Raw genomic sequence first — 14,736 nt, 5'->3', positions numbered from 1 at the left:
GCGCCATGGATGGCGCGAAACGAGGCCCGCATGGACGCAGTTTTTGCCTTCCCCCGCCGACCCACCCCGCCCCGCCAACGCGAACCCGTGCAGCTTTTGACCTTGCCGTTGCCGTCGCTTTGGACGTTGCCTGAAAACGGTCAGCCCGCCGCAGGCGGCAACCCGATCGGGCAGCTCACGCCGGTGCCGCCGATCCCGCAGTAACCGTTCGGATTCTTCGCCAGGTACTGCTGGTGATAATCCTCGGCGTAGTAATACTCCGGTGCCGGATACACGATCTCGGTGGTGATCGGCCCGTAACCGGCCGCCTCCAGCTGTACCGCATAGGCATCGCGGCTGGCCACCGCCGCAGCGTACTCGGCCTCGGTCAGGCAGTGGATCGCCGAACGGTACTGGGTGCCGGTGTCGTTGCCCTGGCGCATGCCCTGGGTCGGGTCATGGCTTTCCCAGAACACCTGCAGCAGCTGCGCCACGCTGACCAGCTTCGGGTCGAACACCACCTCCACCACCTCGGTGTGACCGGTCAGCCCGGAACAGACCTCTTCATAGGTCGGGTTCGGCGTCACCCCACCGGCATAACCGACCGACGTGCTGTACACCCCGGGCAGCGTCCAGAACTTGCGCTCTGCGCCCCAGAAGCAGCCCATCGCGAAGCGGATCCGCTCATACCCGGCAAACCGGTCCTTGAGCGGATGGCTGTTCACGAAGTGCTGGTTGCTGTGCAGCGGCAGCGGCTGGTCGCGGCCCGGTAGAGCCTCTTCCGGTCGCGGCAGGCGCTGCTTGAAGGCCCCGATGCCGAGGATGCCGTTACCAAGTCCCAACATGTGCTGCTCCTAGGCCGGCTGTCCGGCAAGATCGTCTGTGTCTGAAATGGGGTCACCAGGGGCAGCGCCCAAGTCCAGCCCGGCAACGATCGCTTCAGCTTCCGGCCGCGCCGCCTCCGGCACGGCCACCCGCAGCACGCCGAACAGCGGCAGCTCGCCCATCCCGCCCAGCAGCGATTCGCCGAACACGAAGGCGGGAATGCCAGCATCCTCCAGCGCGTGCTTCACCAGATGGGCGTCAAACAGATTGTCCGCCTTGTAAACGACATGCATGGCAGCTCCTCGGCAGGTGGCTGCCAGCATACGCCCGCCCCGGTGCACGGGCGGTTGCCCGCGGCGATGCCGGGCAAGCCAGCCGCCGACACGCTAGACTGGCGGTCTTTCTGCCCTTGATTGCCGCATCATGTCCGAGCACACCCCTGCCAGCCCCGAGACCCCCGTCGACAGCCCCGAGAAGCGCGATTTCATCCGCCAGATCGTGCGCGAGGACCTGGCCAGCGGCAAGCACCAGGCAATCAAGACCCGCTTTCCGCCCGAGCCCAACGGCTACCTGCACATCGGCCATGCCAAGTCGATCTGCCTGAACTTCGGCCTTGCTGGCGAGTTCGGCGGCGTCTGCAACCTGCGCTTCGACGACACCAACCCGGCCCGGGAAGATCCCGAGTACGTGGCCGCCATCCAGGACGACGTGCGCTGGCTGGGCTTTGAGTGGAACGAACTGCGGCATGCCTCGGACTACTTCCAGGCCTATTACCTGGCCGCGCAGAAACTGATCGGCGCCGGCAAGGCCTATGTGTGTGACCTGTCGGCTGAAGAAGTGCGCGCCTACCGCGGCACCTTGACCGAACCGGGCCGGCCCTCGCCGTACCGTGATCGCAGCGTGGAAGAAAACCTGGACCTGTTCGCGCGCATGCGCGCCGGCGAGTTCCCCGACGGTGCCCGCACCGTACGCGCGAAGATCGACATGGCCAGCGGCAACATCAACCTGCGTGATCCGGCGCTGTACCGCATCAAGCATGTCGAGCACCAGAACACCGGTTCGGAATGGCCGATCTACCCGATGTACGACTTCGCGCATGCGTTGGGCGATTCGCTGGAAGGCATCACCCATTCGCTGTGCACGCTGGAGTTCGAAGACCATCGGCCGCTGTACGACTGGTGCGTGGACAACGTGGACTTCGCCCACGACGACGCGCTGACCGCGCCGCTGGTCGATGCCGGCCTGCCACGTGAAGCGGCCAAGCCGCGCCAGATCGAGTTCTCGCGGCTGAACATCAACTACACGGTGATGAGCAAGCGCAAGCTGATGGCTCTGGTCACCGAACAGCTGGTGGATGGCTGGGACGACCCGCGCATGCCGACCCTGCAGGGCCTGCGTCGCCGCGGTTACACGCCGGCGGCGATGCGCCTGTTCGCCGAGCGCGTAGGCATCAGCAAGCAGAACTCGCAGATCGATTTCAGCGTGCTCGAAGGCGCGCTGCGCGAGGACCTGGACAGCGCCGCGGCCCGCCGCATGGCGGTGATCGACCCGGTCAAGCTGGTGCTCACCAACCTGCCGGAAGGCCACGGAGAATCGCTGACCTTCAGCAACCACCCGAAGGACGAGTCGTTCGGAACCCGCGAGGTGCCGTTCTCGCGTGAGCTGTGGATCGAGCGCGAAGACTTCGCCGAAGTACCGCCGAAGGGCTTCAAGCGCCTGCTGCCGGGCGGCGAAGTCCGCCTGCGCGGTGCCGGCATCATCCGCTGCGATGAAGTGATCAAGGCTGCCGACGGCACCATCACCGAACTGCGTGGCTGGCTGGATCCGGAATCGCGTCCGGGCATGGAAGGCGCCAACCGCAAGGTCAAGGGCACCATCCATTGGGTCAGCGCGGCGCATGCGGTTCCGGCCGAAGTGCGGCTGTACGACCGCCTGTTCTCGGTGGCCGACCCGGACGACGAATCGGAAGGCAAGACCTACCGTGATTACCTGAATCCGGAATCACGCCGGGCCGTGACCGGGTATGTCGAGCCTGCCGCAGCGATCGCCTCGCCGGAACAGTCGTTCCAGTTCGAACGCACCGGCTACTTCGTCGCTGATCGCCGTGACCACACCGCGGCCAAGCCGGTCTTCAACCGCAGCGTGACCCTGCGCGATACCTGGTCGGCCTGACGCCGACCGTCCCGCGCGCGGATCACCCCGCGCGCCATTGCCGCCTGCCCCTGCCCGCCCGCTTCATCGGACGCGGGCTACACTGCGCGCGGCTGTTGTTCTGTTCCACCCCCGCAACCCGATGAGAGGCACCCCGCGATGCTGTATGCGCAAGTCCACCTGACCCTTCCCGCCTGGATCCATGACCAGATCGACCTGGATCAGCGCTATCCCGGCGACGAAGCCAAGGTCGCGCTGGCCATCGCGCTGTCCAGCTCGAACGTCGAACATGCCAGCGGCGGCCCGTTCGGCGCGGTGGTGTTCGGCCCGGATGACCAGGTCATCGCGGTGGGCGTGAACCGCGTGATGCCCCACAACACCTCGCTGGCGCATGCCGAGAACATGGCCTACATGCTGGCCCAGCAGCGCCTGCAGACTCCGCGGCTGAACGATGTGCTGTCCCCGATCACCCTGGCCACCTCGTCCCAGCCCTGTTGCCAGTGCTACGGTGCCACCGTCTGGGCCGGCATCGATCGGCTGCTGATCGGTGCCAGTGCGGCCGACGTGGAAGAACTGACCCCGTTCGACGAAGGTCCGCTGCCGGCGGACTGGGTGGGCGAACTCAACAAGCGCGGCATCGAGGTGGTGCAGGGTCTGCACCGCGATGATGCGCGCGCCGTGCTGCGCACCTATGGAGAAGCCGATGGCGCCCGCTACTGAGACCTCTGCTGCCACGGCAGGGATCGGACTGCTGTGCCTGTGCCGCCAGGGCTTCGAACCGGAACTGGCCGGCGAACTGACCACGCGCGCGGGTGAATTCGGTTTCGCCGGCTATGCGCGTACCCAGCGCAATGATGGCTACGTGCTTTTCATGTGCGAGGAAGCCGCCGCGCTTAGCCGCATGCTGTCCTGGCGCGAGCTGATCTTCGCCCGGCAGAAGCTGGTCGTGCTGGCCGAACTGCCGCAGCTGGATCCGGCCGACCGCATCACCCCGATGCTGGCGGTGCTGGGCGACGCGCCGCGCCTCGGCGATCTGTGGGTGGAACATCCCGACTCGGATGCCGGCAAGCCGCTGTCCGGGCTGTCACGCGCGTTCGGCAATGCGCTGCGCCCGGCCCTGCGCAAGGCCGGAAAACTGACCGACAAGCCGAACGAGAAGCTGCCACGTCTGCACGTAGTGTTCGTCGATGGCACCCACGCCTTCGTCTGCGCCGCCTCACCGACAGACAGCGCGCCGTGGGCGCTGGGCATTCCGCGGCTGAAGCTGCTGCCGGACGCGCCCTCGCGTTCCGCGCTGAAGCTGGAAGAGGCCCTGCTGACCCTGCTCACCGCCGAAGAGCGCGAGGCGCTGATGAAGCCGGGCATGCGCGCGGCCGACCTGGGCGCCGCGCCGGGTGGCTGGACCTGGGTGCTGACCCGCCAGCACCTGAAGGTACTGAGCATCGACAACGGCCCGCTGCGCCAGCACGTGCTGGACACCGGCCTGGTCGAACACCTGCGTGCCGATGGCTTCCACTGGTCACCCGAACAGTCGCTGGACTGGATGGTCTGCGACATGGTGGAGCAGCCGCGCCGGGTCGCCGAACGCATGGCGACATGGTTCCGCGAAGGCTGGTGCAAGCACGCGATCTTCAACCTGAAACTGCCGATGAAGAAGCGCTGGGATGAAACCCGCCTGTGCCTGGAACTGTTCGAGGAACAGGCCGGCAAGTCGCTGACCGTACGCGCCAAGCAGCTCTACCACGACCGCGAAGAGATCACCGTGCTGGCCTCGCCGCTGCGCTGATGAACGCCTGGTTGCTGCCGGTGCTTGAGGCTGCACTCAAGCACCTCAGCTTATATACGGCGTCATCCGGCGCAGGTTGTGCACTTCACTACGCGCCAGGATGATGGCCCTCATCACGGTCGCGGCCGCCTCGCTCCGGTGATCCACAGGATTGCCGAGGTGATCGCCGTAGGTCTCCGTGCCGGACAACCAGCTGTTGCGCCATGACTGCCGCAGTTCCAGCTCTTGCCTGGCATACGCGTTTTCGAGCCGGTTCAGATCTTTGGCAAGATCGGCGTACGTGCAGGCGCAGGTTTCGTCACCGACGAGCCGGCCCCGCAACCGGGTACAGGCTTTTTCGGCAACGGATGAAGGTCGGACCTCTCGTTTCCTTGCCTCATCTGTGTGATCAAGGACATTGCGCAGCTGCGCCACCAGCGCGGTGGATGCAGGTATCGGACTGGACCGCTCACGCAGGCCGGCACAGGCCAGCAGCCGGTGCGCGAACCGGCCGCACCGTCCTTTCACGCTGGGTCGATCAGTACGCGAGCCGCCTGCTGCCGGAAAGCAGGAGCGGAATGGAATGGACGATGGAATTTTCATGCAGGCAGCGGCCTCGCCTCAGGATCTCGGTGACGTGTAGAGATGCTGCAGCGCCGCCACGCACTCCCGCAATACCCGGGCCCGCTGCTCATTCGAGCTTCCGCGCATTCCGGCGTTGGCCCACGCAGCTTTCTCCTGGGACCTCACGTCGTTCTGCAGGTTGCGCAGGCCCTGGACGAGCGCATTTGCCTCGGTGATGTCGATGGACGTCGAAGATGAGGCCACGAAACGTTCCAGACCGCGCCTGGATATGAGCGCCGCGTTCCCATTTGGCTTGAAATCGCACGTGTTGGCGAGCGTCGACAATGCCCTGGCGATCTTCGACCGCTCAGCGCTCGGATCCGCAACTATTGCTTTGGCCAACTGCTGTTTGTTGAAGCTGACAGGGCAGAAGATCCGGGTGACCAAGCTGCTGACATTCATGGACGGGTACGCTCGCACGGGAAGGATCATGGGACTATGCCCAGCGCGCACCGTGCCGGCTTTCAAAATCAAGCCGCGCCACGCACACCCCCACCCCACCCCAGAGGAACCTGCCATGCCCTCCCGTTACATCGTTCTGCTGATCCTGCTGGCTGCCGGCCCCGCCCTGGCCCAGCAATCCCGTCCCGCGGCCGAGAGCCAGCCGCTGCGCGATGACAGCGGCGTGGTGCGCGCGCAGGAACTGTCTGCAGGCCGGGTGACCGGCAGCGTGGACATCGTGGTGCCGCTGGGCGAAACGCCGGTGACCGTGCGTTCGCTGACGCCGTCCAGCGCGGCGGGCCAGTACCGGATCCACTTCGCCGAACTGGACCTCGACGGTGACGGCTACATCAGTCGTGACGAGGCGCAGGCCAATCCGTCGCTGGCCGATGAGTTCATTTCGCTGGACGTGAAGCGACGGGGCAAGCTGGACCGGGAAGATCTGGCGGGCTGGTTGCTGGATTGAAGGCTGTGACGACCAACGATCGTCACCCCCCTCCACCGATCACACCCCCGCCGCGCGCTTCCAGAACAGCTGCAGCAGCGGCGACAGCTTGCCGGTGCAGCCGAGCACGCGACCGCGGGCCAGGGTCAGGTGCAGCTCGTCGTTGGAGAACAACCGGTTGATGCCATCGAAGCTGTAGGCGGCGATCGTATTGTCACTGCGGCGTTCGCGCGCCCAGCGCTGCAGCCGCTGCGGTGACAGCTGCGGCTGGCCGCGGCGCTGCGCCGAAGGTGCCAGCCAGCGCTGCAAGGCGGCCACGTCGCGCAGGCCAAGGTTGACGCCCTGGCCGGCCAGCGGATGCACCACGTGCGCCGCGTCGCCCAGCGCCAGCACGCGGCCGGCGACATAGTGGCGGGCCAGCTGGCGGCGCAGCGGGAATGCGGCCCGCTTCGATACCAGTTGCAGTTCCCCCAGGCGGCCTCCGAAGGCGCGCGTGAGTTCGCGGTTGAACGCGGCCTCGTCCAGCTGCAGCACGCGCTGCGCCTCTTCCTCCGGCAGGGTCCAGACGATCGAACTGCGCCGTTCGGCCACCGGCAGCAGCGCCAACGGCCCCCCCGGCAGGAAACGCTGCCATGCCGTGGCCTGGTTCGGCAGCGCACTGTCCACATAGGCCACCACGCCGCGCTGATGGTAATCGTGTCGCTCCACCTCGATCCCGGCCAGCTGGCGCAAGGTGGATTCGGCGCCATCAGCGGCGATGGCCAGCGTCGCTTCGATGCGGCGCCCGTCGTGCAGGCGCAGGCGCACCCCGTGCTCGTCCTGTTCCATCCCTTCGACCCGGGCCGGGCAATGCACATCGACGCCGGCGGCCGGCAGGGCCGCCCACAGGCGATCGACCAGCAGGCCGTTTTCGATGATCCAGCCCAGTTCGCTGCGGCCAAAACGGTCCGCGTCGAACACCAGGTCATCGCCCCCGGCAGCATCCCATACCTGCATGCGGCGGTACGGATGCGCGCGACCGCGCGCGATCGACTCCCACACGCCGAGCCGCTGGAGCAGCTGCACGTTGTCCGCAGCGAAGGCGAACACCCGCAGGTCCGGTTGCGCCGCCTGCCACGGCGCCGGCTCATGGCCTTCGACCACCGCCACCGACAGACCGGCGTCGGCCAGTGCCAGCGCACAGGCAGCGCCGACCACGCCGCCGCCGACGATCACCACATCGGTACGTGCGCGGCGGCTCATGCGGCTTCTCCACGGCACAATTTCGGTACCTCGCCCCGGAAGCCCATCGAGCCCCCGACCAGCATCGACTGCAGCGAGGTGGCCTGGGCCGCCAGCAGGCCAAGGCTGCGCAGCGGACGCAGCAGCGGAGCATCGTTGCTGGTCAGGCGCGCCAATCCACCAGAGAACGCGATGGTCTGCGCCCGGTCTTCCTCCCTTCGCGCTGCATAGGCCTGCAGCAGCGCATCGGCACCGGCATCGCCCTCGGTTTCCAGCAGCTCGGCCAGGGTCAGCGCATCGCGCAGGCCCAGGTTGAAGCCCTGCGCGCCCAGCGGGTGGATGGTCTGCGCCGCATTGCCGAGCAGCACCGCGCGTTCGCCGACCAGTGCGCGCGACAACACCTGCCGCAACGGATAGGCCGCGCGCGGACCAGACTCCAGCAGCCGTCCGGCGCGCCAGCCCAGCGCCGCCTGCAGCCGCGCCAGCCAGGCCGCCTCGTCCAGTGCCATGACGGCATCTGCTTCATCGCGGGCTACGCCATGCACCACACCAAAATGGCGGTCACCGCGCGGCAGCAGGGCGGTCGGGCCGGTATCGGTGAGCCGCTCCCATGCGGTGCCATCCGGTGCGCGTTGGCTGCGCACGCGCGCCACGAACAGCGTCTGCTGGAAATCATGTTCCTCCACCCCGATCCCCAGCGCGCTGCGTACGCCGCTGGCGGTGCCATCGGCACCGACCACCAGCCGCGCCTGCAGCATGTGCTCACCGGCCTCATCGTGCACCTGGACCTGGCGATAGCCATCGACGACCGCGCCCAGGCCGATGAAACGCGCCGGGGCCCGCCGCTGCAGCTGCGGCAGTTCCTGCAGCCGCGCTTCCAGTGCCATGCCGAAGTCGCGCGCCACCACCACCTGCCCAAACCACGGCCGGCCGTAGTCGGCGGCCGCCAACTGCACGCGACCGAAGTCCCCGGCGCGACTGACATGGATGCGGGTGATCGGGCCCGGCGCACTGGACAGCTTCTGCATCACCCCCAGCGCGGTCAGCGCATTGACCGTGGCGGCAGCGAAGCTGAGGTTGCGCTGGTCGAACACGGCCGGCAGCGAACCGGCGGCGCTGGCTTCCAGCAGGCAGGCACTGCGGCCGATACGCTGCAGCGCGATGGCCAGGCTGGCGCCGACCAGCCCGCCGCCGATGATCAGGACATCAACTCGTTCGCTCATGCCCGCATGATACGCGTTCGCCCGCCACCCCTGCCCCGCCGCCGCCCCTGCACGCGGCGTGCAGCCGGTCTAGAATGGGCTTTGTTCACTTCCCCGTGCGCGTCCTGATGACCACCTCCCCGCAACGTGCCTTCGTGCTGACCTGCCTGGTGCTGTTGATGGCCGCCACCCGGGTGAACCATTTCGCCGCCATCCCGGATGCCTCCTGGGCGGTGTTCTTCATCGGCGGCTTCTACCTGCGCAGCTGGACCCGCTGGGCCTTCCCGCTGCTGATGGCGCTGGCGGTGCTGGTCGACTGGATCGTCATCGGCAACCTCGGGCTGGATTTCTGGCAGCACTACTGCGTGTCGCCGGGTTACTGGATGCTGCTGCCCGCCTACTTCGCTATGTGGGCCGGCGGCATGGCGCTGGGCCACGGTTACCGGGGCGCGCAATGGTCCACGCTGCCCAGGGCGATCGTGCTGGTGGTCGCCGCGGTTGCGGTCTGCCACCTGTTCGCGCAGGGCGGTTTCTACTGGACCACCCGCAACGTAGCCGATCCCACCGTGGGCGGCTGGCTGAAGAACTACGCGGACTGGTTCGTGCCTTACCTCGGTACCACCGCGCTGTACGTCGGACTGGCCGCTGCGCTGCAGTTGGCAGTGGAGCAGGTCGGCAAGCTGCGCCAGGCGCAGCGTGACGTGCGCGGCTGAGGCACGGCAGATGGGCAACCGGCTTTCGCGCATCTATACCCGCACCGGCGATGACGGCAGCACCGGGCTGGGCGACGGCAGCCGGGTCGGCAAGGACGATGCGCGCGTTGCCGCCTTCGGCACGGTCGACGAGGCCAATTCGGCGCTCGGCGTGCTGCTGGCCGTGCCCCTGCCTGCCGACGTACAGGCGCTGCTGACCCGGCTCCAGCACCAGTTGTTCGATCTGGGCGGGGAGCTGTGCATCCCCGGCCATGCGGCGATCACCGATGCCGACGTCACCGCGCTGGAACAGCAGCTGGATCACTACAACGCCGACCTGCCCATGCTGAAGGAATTCATCCTGCCGGCCGGTGGCGAGGCCGCCGCACGCTGCCACCTGGCCCGCACCATCGTGCGCCGGGCAGAACGCGAGACGGTCGCCCTGTCGCGCGTGGAAGCGGTGCGGCCGCAGGCACTGCATTACCTCAACCGGCTTTCCGACCTGCTGTTCGTGCTGGCCCGCGTACTGGCCCGCGCCGACGGTGCCGGCGAAGTACTCTGGCAGCATTCGCGCCGCCACGGCTGACCTTTCCGGATCCCCTGCGCCCATGCTGGTCTACACCCATCCTTCCTGCCTGCAGCACGACCCCGGTCCGGACCATCCTGAATCCCCGCAACGCCTGCAGGCCGTGCTCGATGCGCTGCACGCCGCGTTCCCGGCACGGCTGGAGTGGCGCCAGGCGCCGTCGGCCAAGCGCGGCGACCTGGCCCGCGTGCACGATGCCGGGCTGATCGACCTGGTGCTGCAGGCACAGACCGCCGAGCTGCGGCAGATCGACATGGACACCCGCACCTCGCCCGGGTCGGCCGCCGCCGCCCTGCATGCCGCCGGCGCCGGCATCGCCGCGGTGGATGCAGTGATGCTGGGCGAAGACCCGCTGGCCTTCTGCGCGGTGCGCCCGCCCGGCCACCACGCCACCGCCAGCACGGCGATGGGGTTCTGCCTGCTCAACAACATCGCGGTAGCCGCCGCGCATGCGCGCGACCGCTACGGGCTGGAGCGGATCGCCGTGGTCGACTTCGACGTGCACCATGGCAACGGCACCCAGGACATCTTCCAGCTGGATCCCCGGGTGGCTTACTACAGCACCCACCAGGCCGGCCTGTTCCCGAACTCCGGGCTGCGCCGCGACCGTGGCGCGGGCAACCTGCTGAACATCCTGCTGCCGCCGGGCAGCGGCAGCCTGCGCTTCCGCAACGTCTGGGCCGACGAGATGCTGCCTGCCATCGATGACTTCCGGCCGCAGCTGCTGCTGGTGTCGGCCGGCTTCGACGCGCACCTGCGCGACCCGCAGGCCGACCTGATGCTGGAAGCGGAGGACTTCGCCTGGATCACCACCGAACTGCACGCACTGGCCCGCCGCCATGGTGCCGGCCGGGTGGTGTCGATGCTGGAAGGCGGCTATGACCTGCAGGCCCTGGCCGAGTCCAGCGTGGCCCATGTCGGTGCCCTGCTGGAGGGCCAGGCGGGGGCCGCCTGATGAACCCCGGCCGCCGAAGATGAGCGGCCTTCATTGCCCCTATGCAAGGGATGGGGCAAGCTACGGATCGTTTTCGCCTGAACCATCACGCGTGCGCAAAGCCTTCCGCCTGCTGCCCCTCCCCCTGAGTATCGCCCTCTGCCTGCCGGCGTTCGCCGAAGACAAAGCGCCGAACTGGGGTCTGTGCCCTGCCACCGACGCCCTGCCCGCCTTTGGCGACGCACCGCCGGCGGACAAGGCTGCCGCGGAAACGCGCACCCAACAGCCCACCGACATCGAGGGCGACCAGCTGTATGGCACCTCCACGGTGCCGCAGTACCAGGGCAACGTCGCGCTCAAGCGCGGTGACCAGTTCCTCGGTACCGACCACCTGAGCTTCGATACGGAAACGGGCAATTACACCGCCGAAGGCAATGTCCGCTACTCCGATTCGTCGATCCGGATGGTGGCCAAGCGCGCCGAGGGCAACCAGGAAGCGGACACCCACAAGATCTCCGACATCCAGTACCAGCTGGTGTCGCGACGTGGCAACGGTGGCGCCGAATCGGTGGACCTGCAGGGTGCGGTGGGGCAGATGCACCGCTCCACCTATACCACCTGCGATCCCTCCCAGCCGATCTGGAAACTGTCCGCCCCGCAGATCGAAGTGGACAACGACGAAGGCTTCGGCACCGCGCGCAACGCCGTGCTGCGCATCGGCAAGGTGCCGGTGCTGTGGGCGCCGTACTTCAAGTTCCCGATCGATGATCGCCGCCAGACCGGTCTGCTGTACCCGGAGCTGGGCCTGTCCGGGCGCAACGGGTTCGATTACGCCCAGCCGATCTACTTCAACCTGGCGCCGAACTACGACGACACGCTGACCCCGCGCTACATGAGCAAGCGCGGCTTCATGCTGGACAACGAATTCCGCTATCTGTACGACGGTGGCCGCGGCGAGCTGCGTACCGCCTACCTGCCCGATGACAAGCTGCGCGAAAAGGATCGTGGCCGCCTCGAGTATTCCGGTTACCACAACTTCAACCCGAACTGGCAGGCCCGCGCCGGGCTGGCGTGGGTCAGCGACGAGCGCTACCTGGAAGACTTCGCCAACAAGCTGCTGGGCGTGACCGCGTCCAACCTGCAGAGCCAGGCGGGGATCTACGGCACCGGTGAAAACTGGACCGCCGGGTTGATGGCCGACTACTGGCAGCTGACCGATTACACCCTGACCGAAGCGGCGCTGCCCTACAACCGTCAGCCGCGCCTGTTCGGCACCTGGGACCAGCCGATCCTGCCGTGGCTGGAAGTGGGTGTGTATGCCGAAGCGGTGCGCTTCGTGCACGACGACATCCATGGCAAGCTCGGGCCCGAAGACGAATACGAGCGCGATGGCACCAGCACCGAAGTGCTCGGCGGTTCGCGGCTGGACATCAAGCCCTACGTGACCATGCCCTTCAGTGGCGCGGCCTGGTATGTCACCCCGACGCTGGCCTGGCGCTACACCGGTTACGACCTGGAACAGGGCCTGGCCGACAGCATCCGCGCCAACAACCTGGCCGCTGCGGGGATCACCAACCCGACCCCGGAGCAGCTGCGCGGCAACACTTCGCCGCATCGCAGCGTGCCGATCGCCAGCCTGGACGCGGGCATGTTCTTCGACCGCGAGACCACCATCGGCGACAAGCCCTACCTGCATACGCTGGAACCGCGCCTGTTCTACCTGCGCACCCCGTACCGCGACCAGAGCGAGCTGCCGGTCTTCGATACGCGTGACTTCACCTTCAGCTGGGGCCAGCTGTTCCGCGATTCGCGCTATACCGGCGCGGACCGCCAGAACGACGCCAACCAGCTGACGATGGCGCTGAGCACCCGCTTCATCGACCAGAGCAGCGGCCGCGAGCGGTTCTCGGCCAGTATCGGCCAGATCCTGTATTTCGACGATTCCCGCGTCACCCTGCCGAGCAACCCCAGCCCGGTGGAACAGGGCAAGTCGGCCTGGATCGCCGATACCAACTACATGATCAACGACCGCTGGAACCTGGGCGCCACCTACCAGTGGGACCCCAAGAACAAGCGCGAAGACCTGGCCAGCGTGCGTGCGCGCTACCTGATGTCCAACGACGGCATCGTCAACCTGACCTACCGCCACCGCATCAACCCCGATGGCAGCAACCTGCTCAAGCAGGGCGACCTGTCCTTCCTGTACCCGATCAACCCCCGCTGGAGCGTGGTCGGCCGTTACTACTACTCCATCGAAGACAGCAAGCCGCTGGAAATCATCGGTGGCGTGCAGTGGGACAGCTGCTGCCTGGCCGTGCGCGCCCTGGCCCGCCGCTACGTACGCAACCGCGAGGGCGAGCTGAATACCTCGTTCCAGCTGGAGTTCGTCCTGAAGGGCCTGAGCTCCATCGGCCAGAACACGGACCGTACGCTGCGCCGTGCTATCCTCGGCTACAACCGCGACGACCTCTATCTCGTGCCCCCCAGCACCACCGGCGCGACCCGCGACGACTACGATCCGAACCTGATCCCATGACCAAGACCTTCCCCGTCCTACTCGCCTCCCTGCTGGCGGTGTCCACTGCGTCCGTACCCTTGCAGGTACTGGCCCAGCAGACCCAGGCACTGGATCGCATCGCCGCCGTCGTCGACGAAGACGTCATCCTGCAGAGCGAACTGGACCGCGCGCTGGCCAACATCAAGACCCAGTACGCCGGTCGCGAGAACCAGCTGCCGCCGGACGATGTGCTGAGCCGGCAGGTGCTGGAGCGGCTGGTGCTGGTCAAGCTGCAGGTGACCCGCGCCGAAGGCAGCGGCATCCGCGTGTCGGACCAGGAACTGAACCAGGCGATCAACTCGATCGCCCAGCAGAACGGCAGCAACCTGGAGACCCTGCGCGCCCGCCTGGCCCAGGACGGCATCGATTTCGATGAATTCCGCCGCTCGGTGCGTGACGAGATCATCGTCCAGCGCCTGCGCCAGAGCTACGCGCAGAGCCGCGTCAGCGTCAGCGAAGGCGAAGTGGATGCGGCCATCAAGCAGCAGGCCGTCACCGGCACCCAGTACCACCTCGCACACATCCTGATCGCCACCCCCGATGGCGCCGATGCCAACCAGATCGCCACCGGCAAGCAGAAGGCCGACGGCGTCAAGGCGCTGCTGGACAAGGGCGAACTGGACTTCAACGCGGCCGCCGTCCGTTACTCGGACAGCCCCAATGCACTGGAAGGCGGCGACCTCGGCTGGCGCTCCATGGACGAGATCCCGCAGGCGTTCCTGCAGGTGATGCAGGACATGAAGGCCGGCGACGTGGTCGGTCCGCTGCGTGGCCCGAGCGGCTTCCAGCTGCTGAAGCTGGTGGAAGTCCGCGATGCCAATGCGGCCGCGTCCACCGGCCAGACCATCACCGAATACCACGCCCGCCACATCCTGGTGCGCGTGACCGACCAGCAGAATGATGCCGCCGCCAAGGCGAAGATCGATACCCTGCGTGCCCGCATCGCCGGTGGCGCTGATTTCCAGGCCGTGGCCCGCGAGTCGTCCGAAGACACCAACAGCCGCGGCCAGGGCGGCGACCTGGGCTGGTTCCCGGTCGATGCCTTCGGTCCTGACTTCGGCCGCCAGGTGGAAGGCGTGACCGACGGCAACATCAGCCAGCCGTTCCGCACCGATGCCGGCTGGCACGTGGTGCAGCGCGTGGCGACCCGCCAGACCGACGTCGGCGTGGACAACCAGCGCGCGCAGGTCCGCGAAACCATTGGCCGTCGCAAGCTGGAAGAAGAGTACAACCGCTTCCTGTCCGAACTGCGTGGCGAAGCCTACGTCAGCTTCCGCAGCGGTGACCGGGCGGAAAACACCGCCACCCCGCCGC

Annotated in this window: 14 protein-coding genes and 1 pseudogene; 9 read left to right on the top strand and 6 right to left on the bottom strand. The window is 67.4% G+C overall.

All coding sequences use genetic code 11. The features are described 5' to 3' along the window. Nucleotides 1-140: 140 nt before the first annotated feature. Both msrA and ACI2JH_RS15015 read right to left on the bottom strand, forming a co-directional pair. Nucleotides 141-803 (bottom strand): peptide-methionine (S)-S-oxide reductase MsrA, encoded by a 663-nt coding sequence (msrA, locus tag ACI2JH_RS15020; RefSeq protein WP_319278953.1) that lies wholly within the window; start codon nucleotides 801-803, stop codon nucleotides 141-143. A gap of 30 nt (nucleotides 804-833) precedes the next feature. Next, nucleotides 834-1,097, bottom strand: a complete 264-nt coding sequence (locus ACI2JH_RS15015; RefSeq protein WP_404736595.1) for a DUF2007 domain-containing protein — start codon at nucleotides 1,095-1,097, stop codon at nucleotides 834-836. Nucleotides 1,098-1,227: 130 nt separating this feature from the next. Here ACI2JH_RS15015 and ACI2JH_RS15010 point away from each other — a divergent pair, with 130 nt between their 5' ends. The 3 genes from ACI2JH_RS15010 to rlmM all read left to right on the top strand — a co-directional run bounded on the left by ACI2JH_RS15010 (nucleotide 1,228) and on the right by rlmM (nucleotide 4,741). After that, nucleotides 1,228-2,976, top strand: coding sequence for a glutamine--tRNA ligase/YqeY domain fusion protein (locus ACI2JH_RS15010; protein WP_349999531.1), 1,749 nt, complete (start codon nucleotides 1,228-1,230; stop codon nucleotides 2,974-2,976). A 138-nt stretch (nucleotides 2,977-3,114) separates the two neighbouring features. After that, entirely contained in the window at nucleotides 3,115-3,675 is a 561-nt protein-coding gene (locus ACI2JH_RS15005; protein ID WP_101098294.1) for a nucleoside deaminase, read from the top strand. Then, nucleotides 3,659-4,741: a 23S rRNA (cytidine(2498)-2'-O)-methyltransferase RlmM gene (rlmM, locus tag ACI2JH_RS15000; RefSeq protein ID WP_404736594.1), complete on the top strand. Its 1,083-nt coding sequence runs from the start codon at nucleotides 3,659-3,661 to the stop codon at nucleotides 4,739-4,741. Before ACI2JH_RS15005 ends, rlmM begins: the two co-directional genes overlap by 17 nt. 45 nt (nucleotides 4,742-4,786) lie before the next feature. Here the strand turns inward: rlmM and ACI2JH_RS14995 are convergent, their stop codons facing one another. Both ACI2JH_RS14995 and ACI2JH_RS14990 read right to left on the bottom strand, forming a co-directional pair. After that, a complete protein-coding gene (locus tag ACI2JH_RS14995) occupies nucleotides 4,787-5,323 on the bottom strand; it encodes a hypothetical protein (RefSeq protein WP_404736593.1) in 537 nt (178 codons plus the stop codon). Between the two features lie 18 nt (nucleotides 5,324-5,341). Beyond that, nucleotides 5,342-5,776 carry a hypothetical protein gene (locus ACI2JH_RS14990; RefSeq protein WP_404736592.1) on the bottom strand — a complete coding sequence of 145 codons (435 nt, stop codon included), beginning with the start codon at nucleotides 5,774-5,776 and terminating at the stop codon, nucleotides 5,342-5,344. Between the two features lie 85 nt (nucleotides 5,777-5,861). Here ACI2JH_RS14990 and ACI2JH_RS14985 point away from each other — a divergent pair, with 85 nt between their 5' ends. After that, the gene (locus ACI2JH_RS14985) at nucleotides 5,862-6,251 is read left to right on the top strand and encodes a hypothetical protein (RefSeq protein WP_101098291.1); all 390 of its coding nucleotides are present in this window, start codon (nucleotides 5,862-5,864) and stop codon (nucleotides 6,249-6,251) included. A 39-nt stretch (nucleotides 6,252-6,290) separates the two neighbouring features. Here ACI2JH_RS14985 and ACI2JH_RS14980 read toward each other — a convergent pair whose 3' ends face one another. Further along, nucleotides 6,291-7,472: a UbiH/UbiF family hydroxylase gene (locus ACI2JH_RS14980; RefSeq protein ID WP_319278939.1), complete on the bottom strand. Its 1,182-nt coding sequence runs from the start codon at nucleotides 7,470-7,472 to the stop codon at nucleotides 6,291-6,293. After that, a complete protein-coding gene (gene ubiH / locus ACI2JH_RS14975) occupies nucleotides 7,469-8,674 on the bottom strand; it encodes a 2-octaprenyl-6-methoxyphenyl hydroxylase (protein ID WP_404736591.1) in 1,206 nt (401 codons plus the stop codon). Before ubiH ends, ACI2JH_RS14980 begins: the two co-directional genes overlap by 4 nt. Before the next feature lie 107 nt (nucleotides 8,675-8,781). Between ubiH and ACI2JH_RS14970 the strand changes: the two genes are divergently transcribed. The 5 genes and pseudogenes from ACI2JH_RS14970 to ACI2JH_RS14950 all read left to right on the top strand — a co-directional run. After that, nucleotides 8,782-9,366, top strand: a complete 585-nt coding sequence (locus tag ACI2JH_RS14970) for a hypothetical protein (RefSeq protein WP_101098288.1) — start codon at nucleotides 8,782-8,784, stop codon at nucleotides 9,364-9,366. Between the two features lie 10 nt (nucleotides 9,367-9,376). After that, a complete protein-coding gene (locus ACI2JH_RS14965) occupies nucleotides 9,377-9,931 on the top strand; it encodes a cob(I)yrinic acid a,c-diamide adenosyltransferase (protein ID WP_349999528.1) in 555 nt (184 codons plus the stop codon). 22 nt (nucleotides 9,932-9,953) lie between these two features. Next, nucleotides 9,954-10,886 (top strand): histone deacetylase family protein, encoded by a 933-nt coding sequence (locus tag ACI2JH_RS14960; RefSeq protein WP_101098286.1) that lies wholly within the window; start codon nucleotides 9,954-9,956, stop codon nucleotides 10,884-10,886. 91 nt (nucleotides 10,887-10,977) lie between these two features. Beyond that, a complete protein-coding gene (lptD, locus tag ACI2JH_RS14955) occupies nucleotides 10,978-13,401 on the top strand; it encodes an LPS-assembly protein LptD (RefSeq protein ID WP_101098285.1) in 2,424 nt (807 codons plus the stop codon). Beyond that, nucleotides 13,398-14,729, top strand: a pseudogene (locus ACI2JH_RS14950) (peptidylprolyl isomerase); the annotation flags it as partial. The gene lptD and the pseudogene ACI2JH_RS14950, both read left to right, overlap by 4 nt. Nucleotides 14,730-14,736 lie beyond the last annotated feature (7 nt).

It is taken from the genome of Stenotrophomonas sp. NPDC078853, from assembly GCF_044901215.1.
GTDB lineage: Bacteria > Pseudomonadota > Gammaproteobacteria > Xanthomonadales > Xanthomonadaceae > Stenotrophomonas > Stenotrophomonas lacuserhaii.
The sequence above is the reverse complement of the archived record's forward strand: the minus strand, read 5'-3'. Positions and strand labels throughout refer to the sequence as shown.

Bases quoted from the DNA above. Each gene is read 5' to 3' on its own strand.
- ACI2JH_RS15015 (WP_404736595.1), bottom strand. From the start codon at position 1,097: ATGCATGTCGTTTACAAGGCGGACAATCTGTTTGACGCCCATCTGGTG.
- ACI2JH_RS15010 (WP_349999531.1), top strand. From the start codon at position 1,228: ATGTCCGAGCACACCCCTGCCAGCCCCGAGACCCCCGTCGACAGCCCC.
- ACI2JH_RS15005 (WP_101098294.1), top strand. From the start codon at position 3,115: ATGCTGTATGCGCAAGTCCACCTGACCCTTCCCGCCTGGATCCATGAC.
- rlmM (WP_404736594.1), top strand. From the start codon at position 3,659: ATGGCGCCCGCTACTGAGACCTCTGCTGCCACGGCAGGGATCGGACTG.
- ACI2JH_RS14995 (WP_404736593.1), bottom strand. From the start codon at position 5,323: ATGAAAATTCCATCGTCCATTCCATTCCGCTCCTGCTTTCCGGCAGCA.
- ACI2JH_RS14990 (WP_404736592.1), bottom strand. From the start codon at position 5,776: ATGATCCTTCCCGTGCGAGCGTACCCGTCCATGAATGTCAGCAGCTTG.
- ACI2JH_RS14985 (WP_101098291.1), top strand. From the start codon at position 5,862: ATGCCCTCCCGTTACATCGTTCTGCTGATCCTGCTGGCTGCCGGCCCC.
- ACI2JH_RS14980 (WP_319278939.1), bottom strand. From the start codon at position 7,472: ATGAGCCGCCGCGCACGTACCGATGTGGTGATCGTCGGCGGCGGCGTG.
- ubiH (WP_404736591.1), bottom strand. From the start codon at position 8,674: ATGAGCGAACGAGTTGATGTCCTGATCATCGGCGGCGGGCTGGTCGGC.
- ACI2JH_RS14970 (WP_101098288.1), top strand. From the start codon at position 8,782: ATGACCACCTCCCCGCAACGTGCCTTCGTGCTGACCTGCCTGGTGCTG.
- ACI2JH_RS14965 (WP_349999528.1), top strand. From the start codon at position 9,377: ATGGGCAACCGGCTTTCGCGCATCTATACCCGCACCGGCGATGACGGC.
- ACI2JH_RS14960 (WP_101098286.1), top strand. From the start codon at position 9,954: ATGCTGGTCTACACCCATCCTTCCTGCCTGCAGCACGACCCCGGTCCG.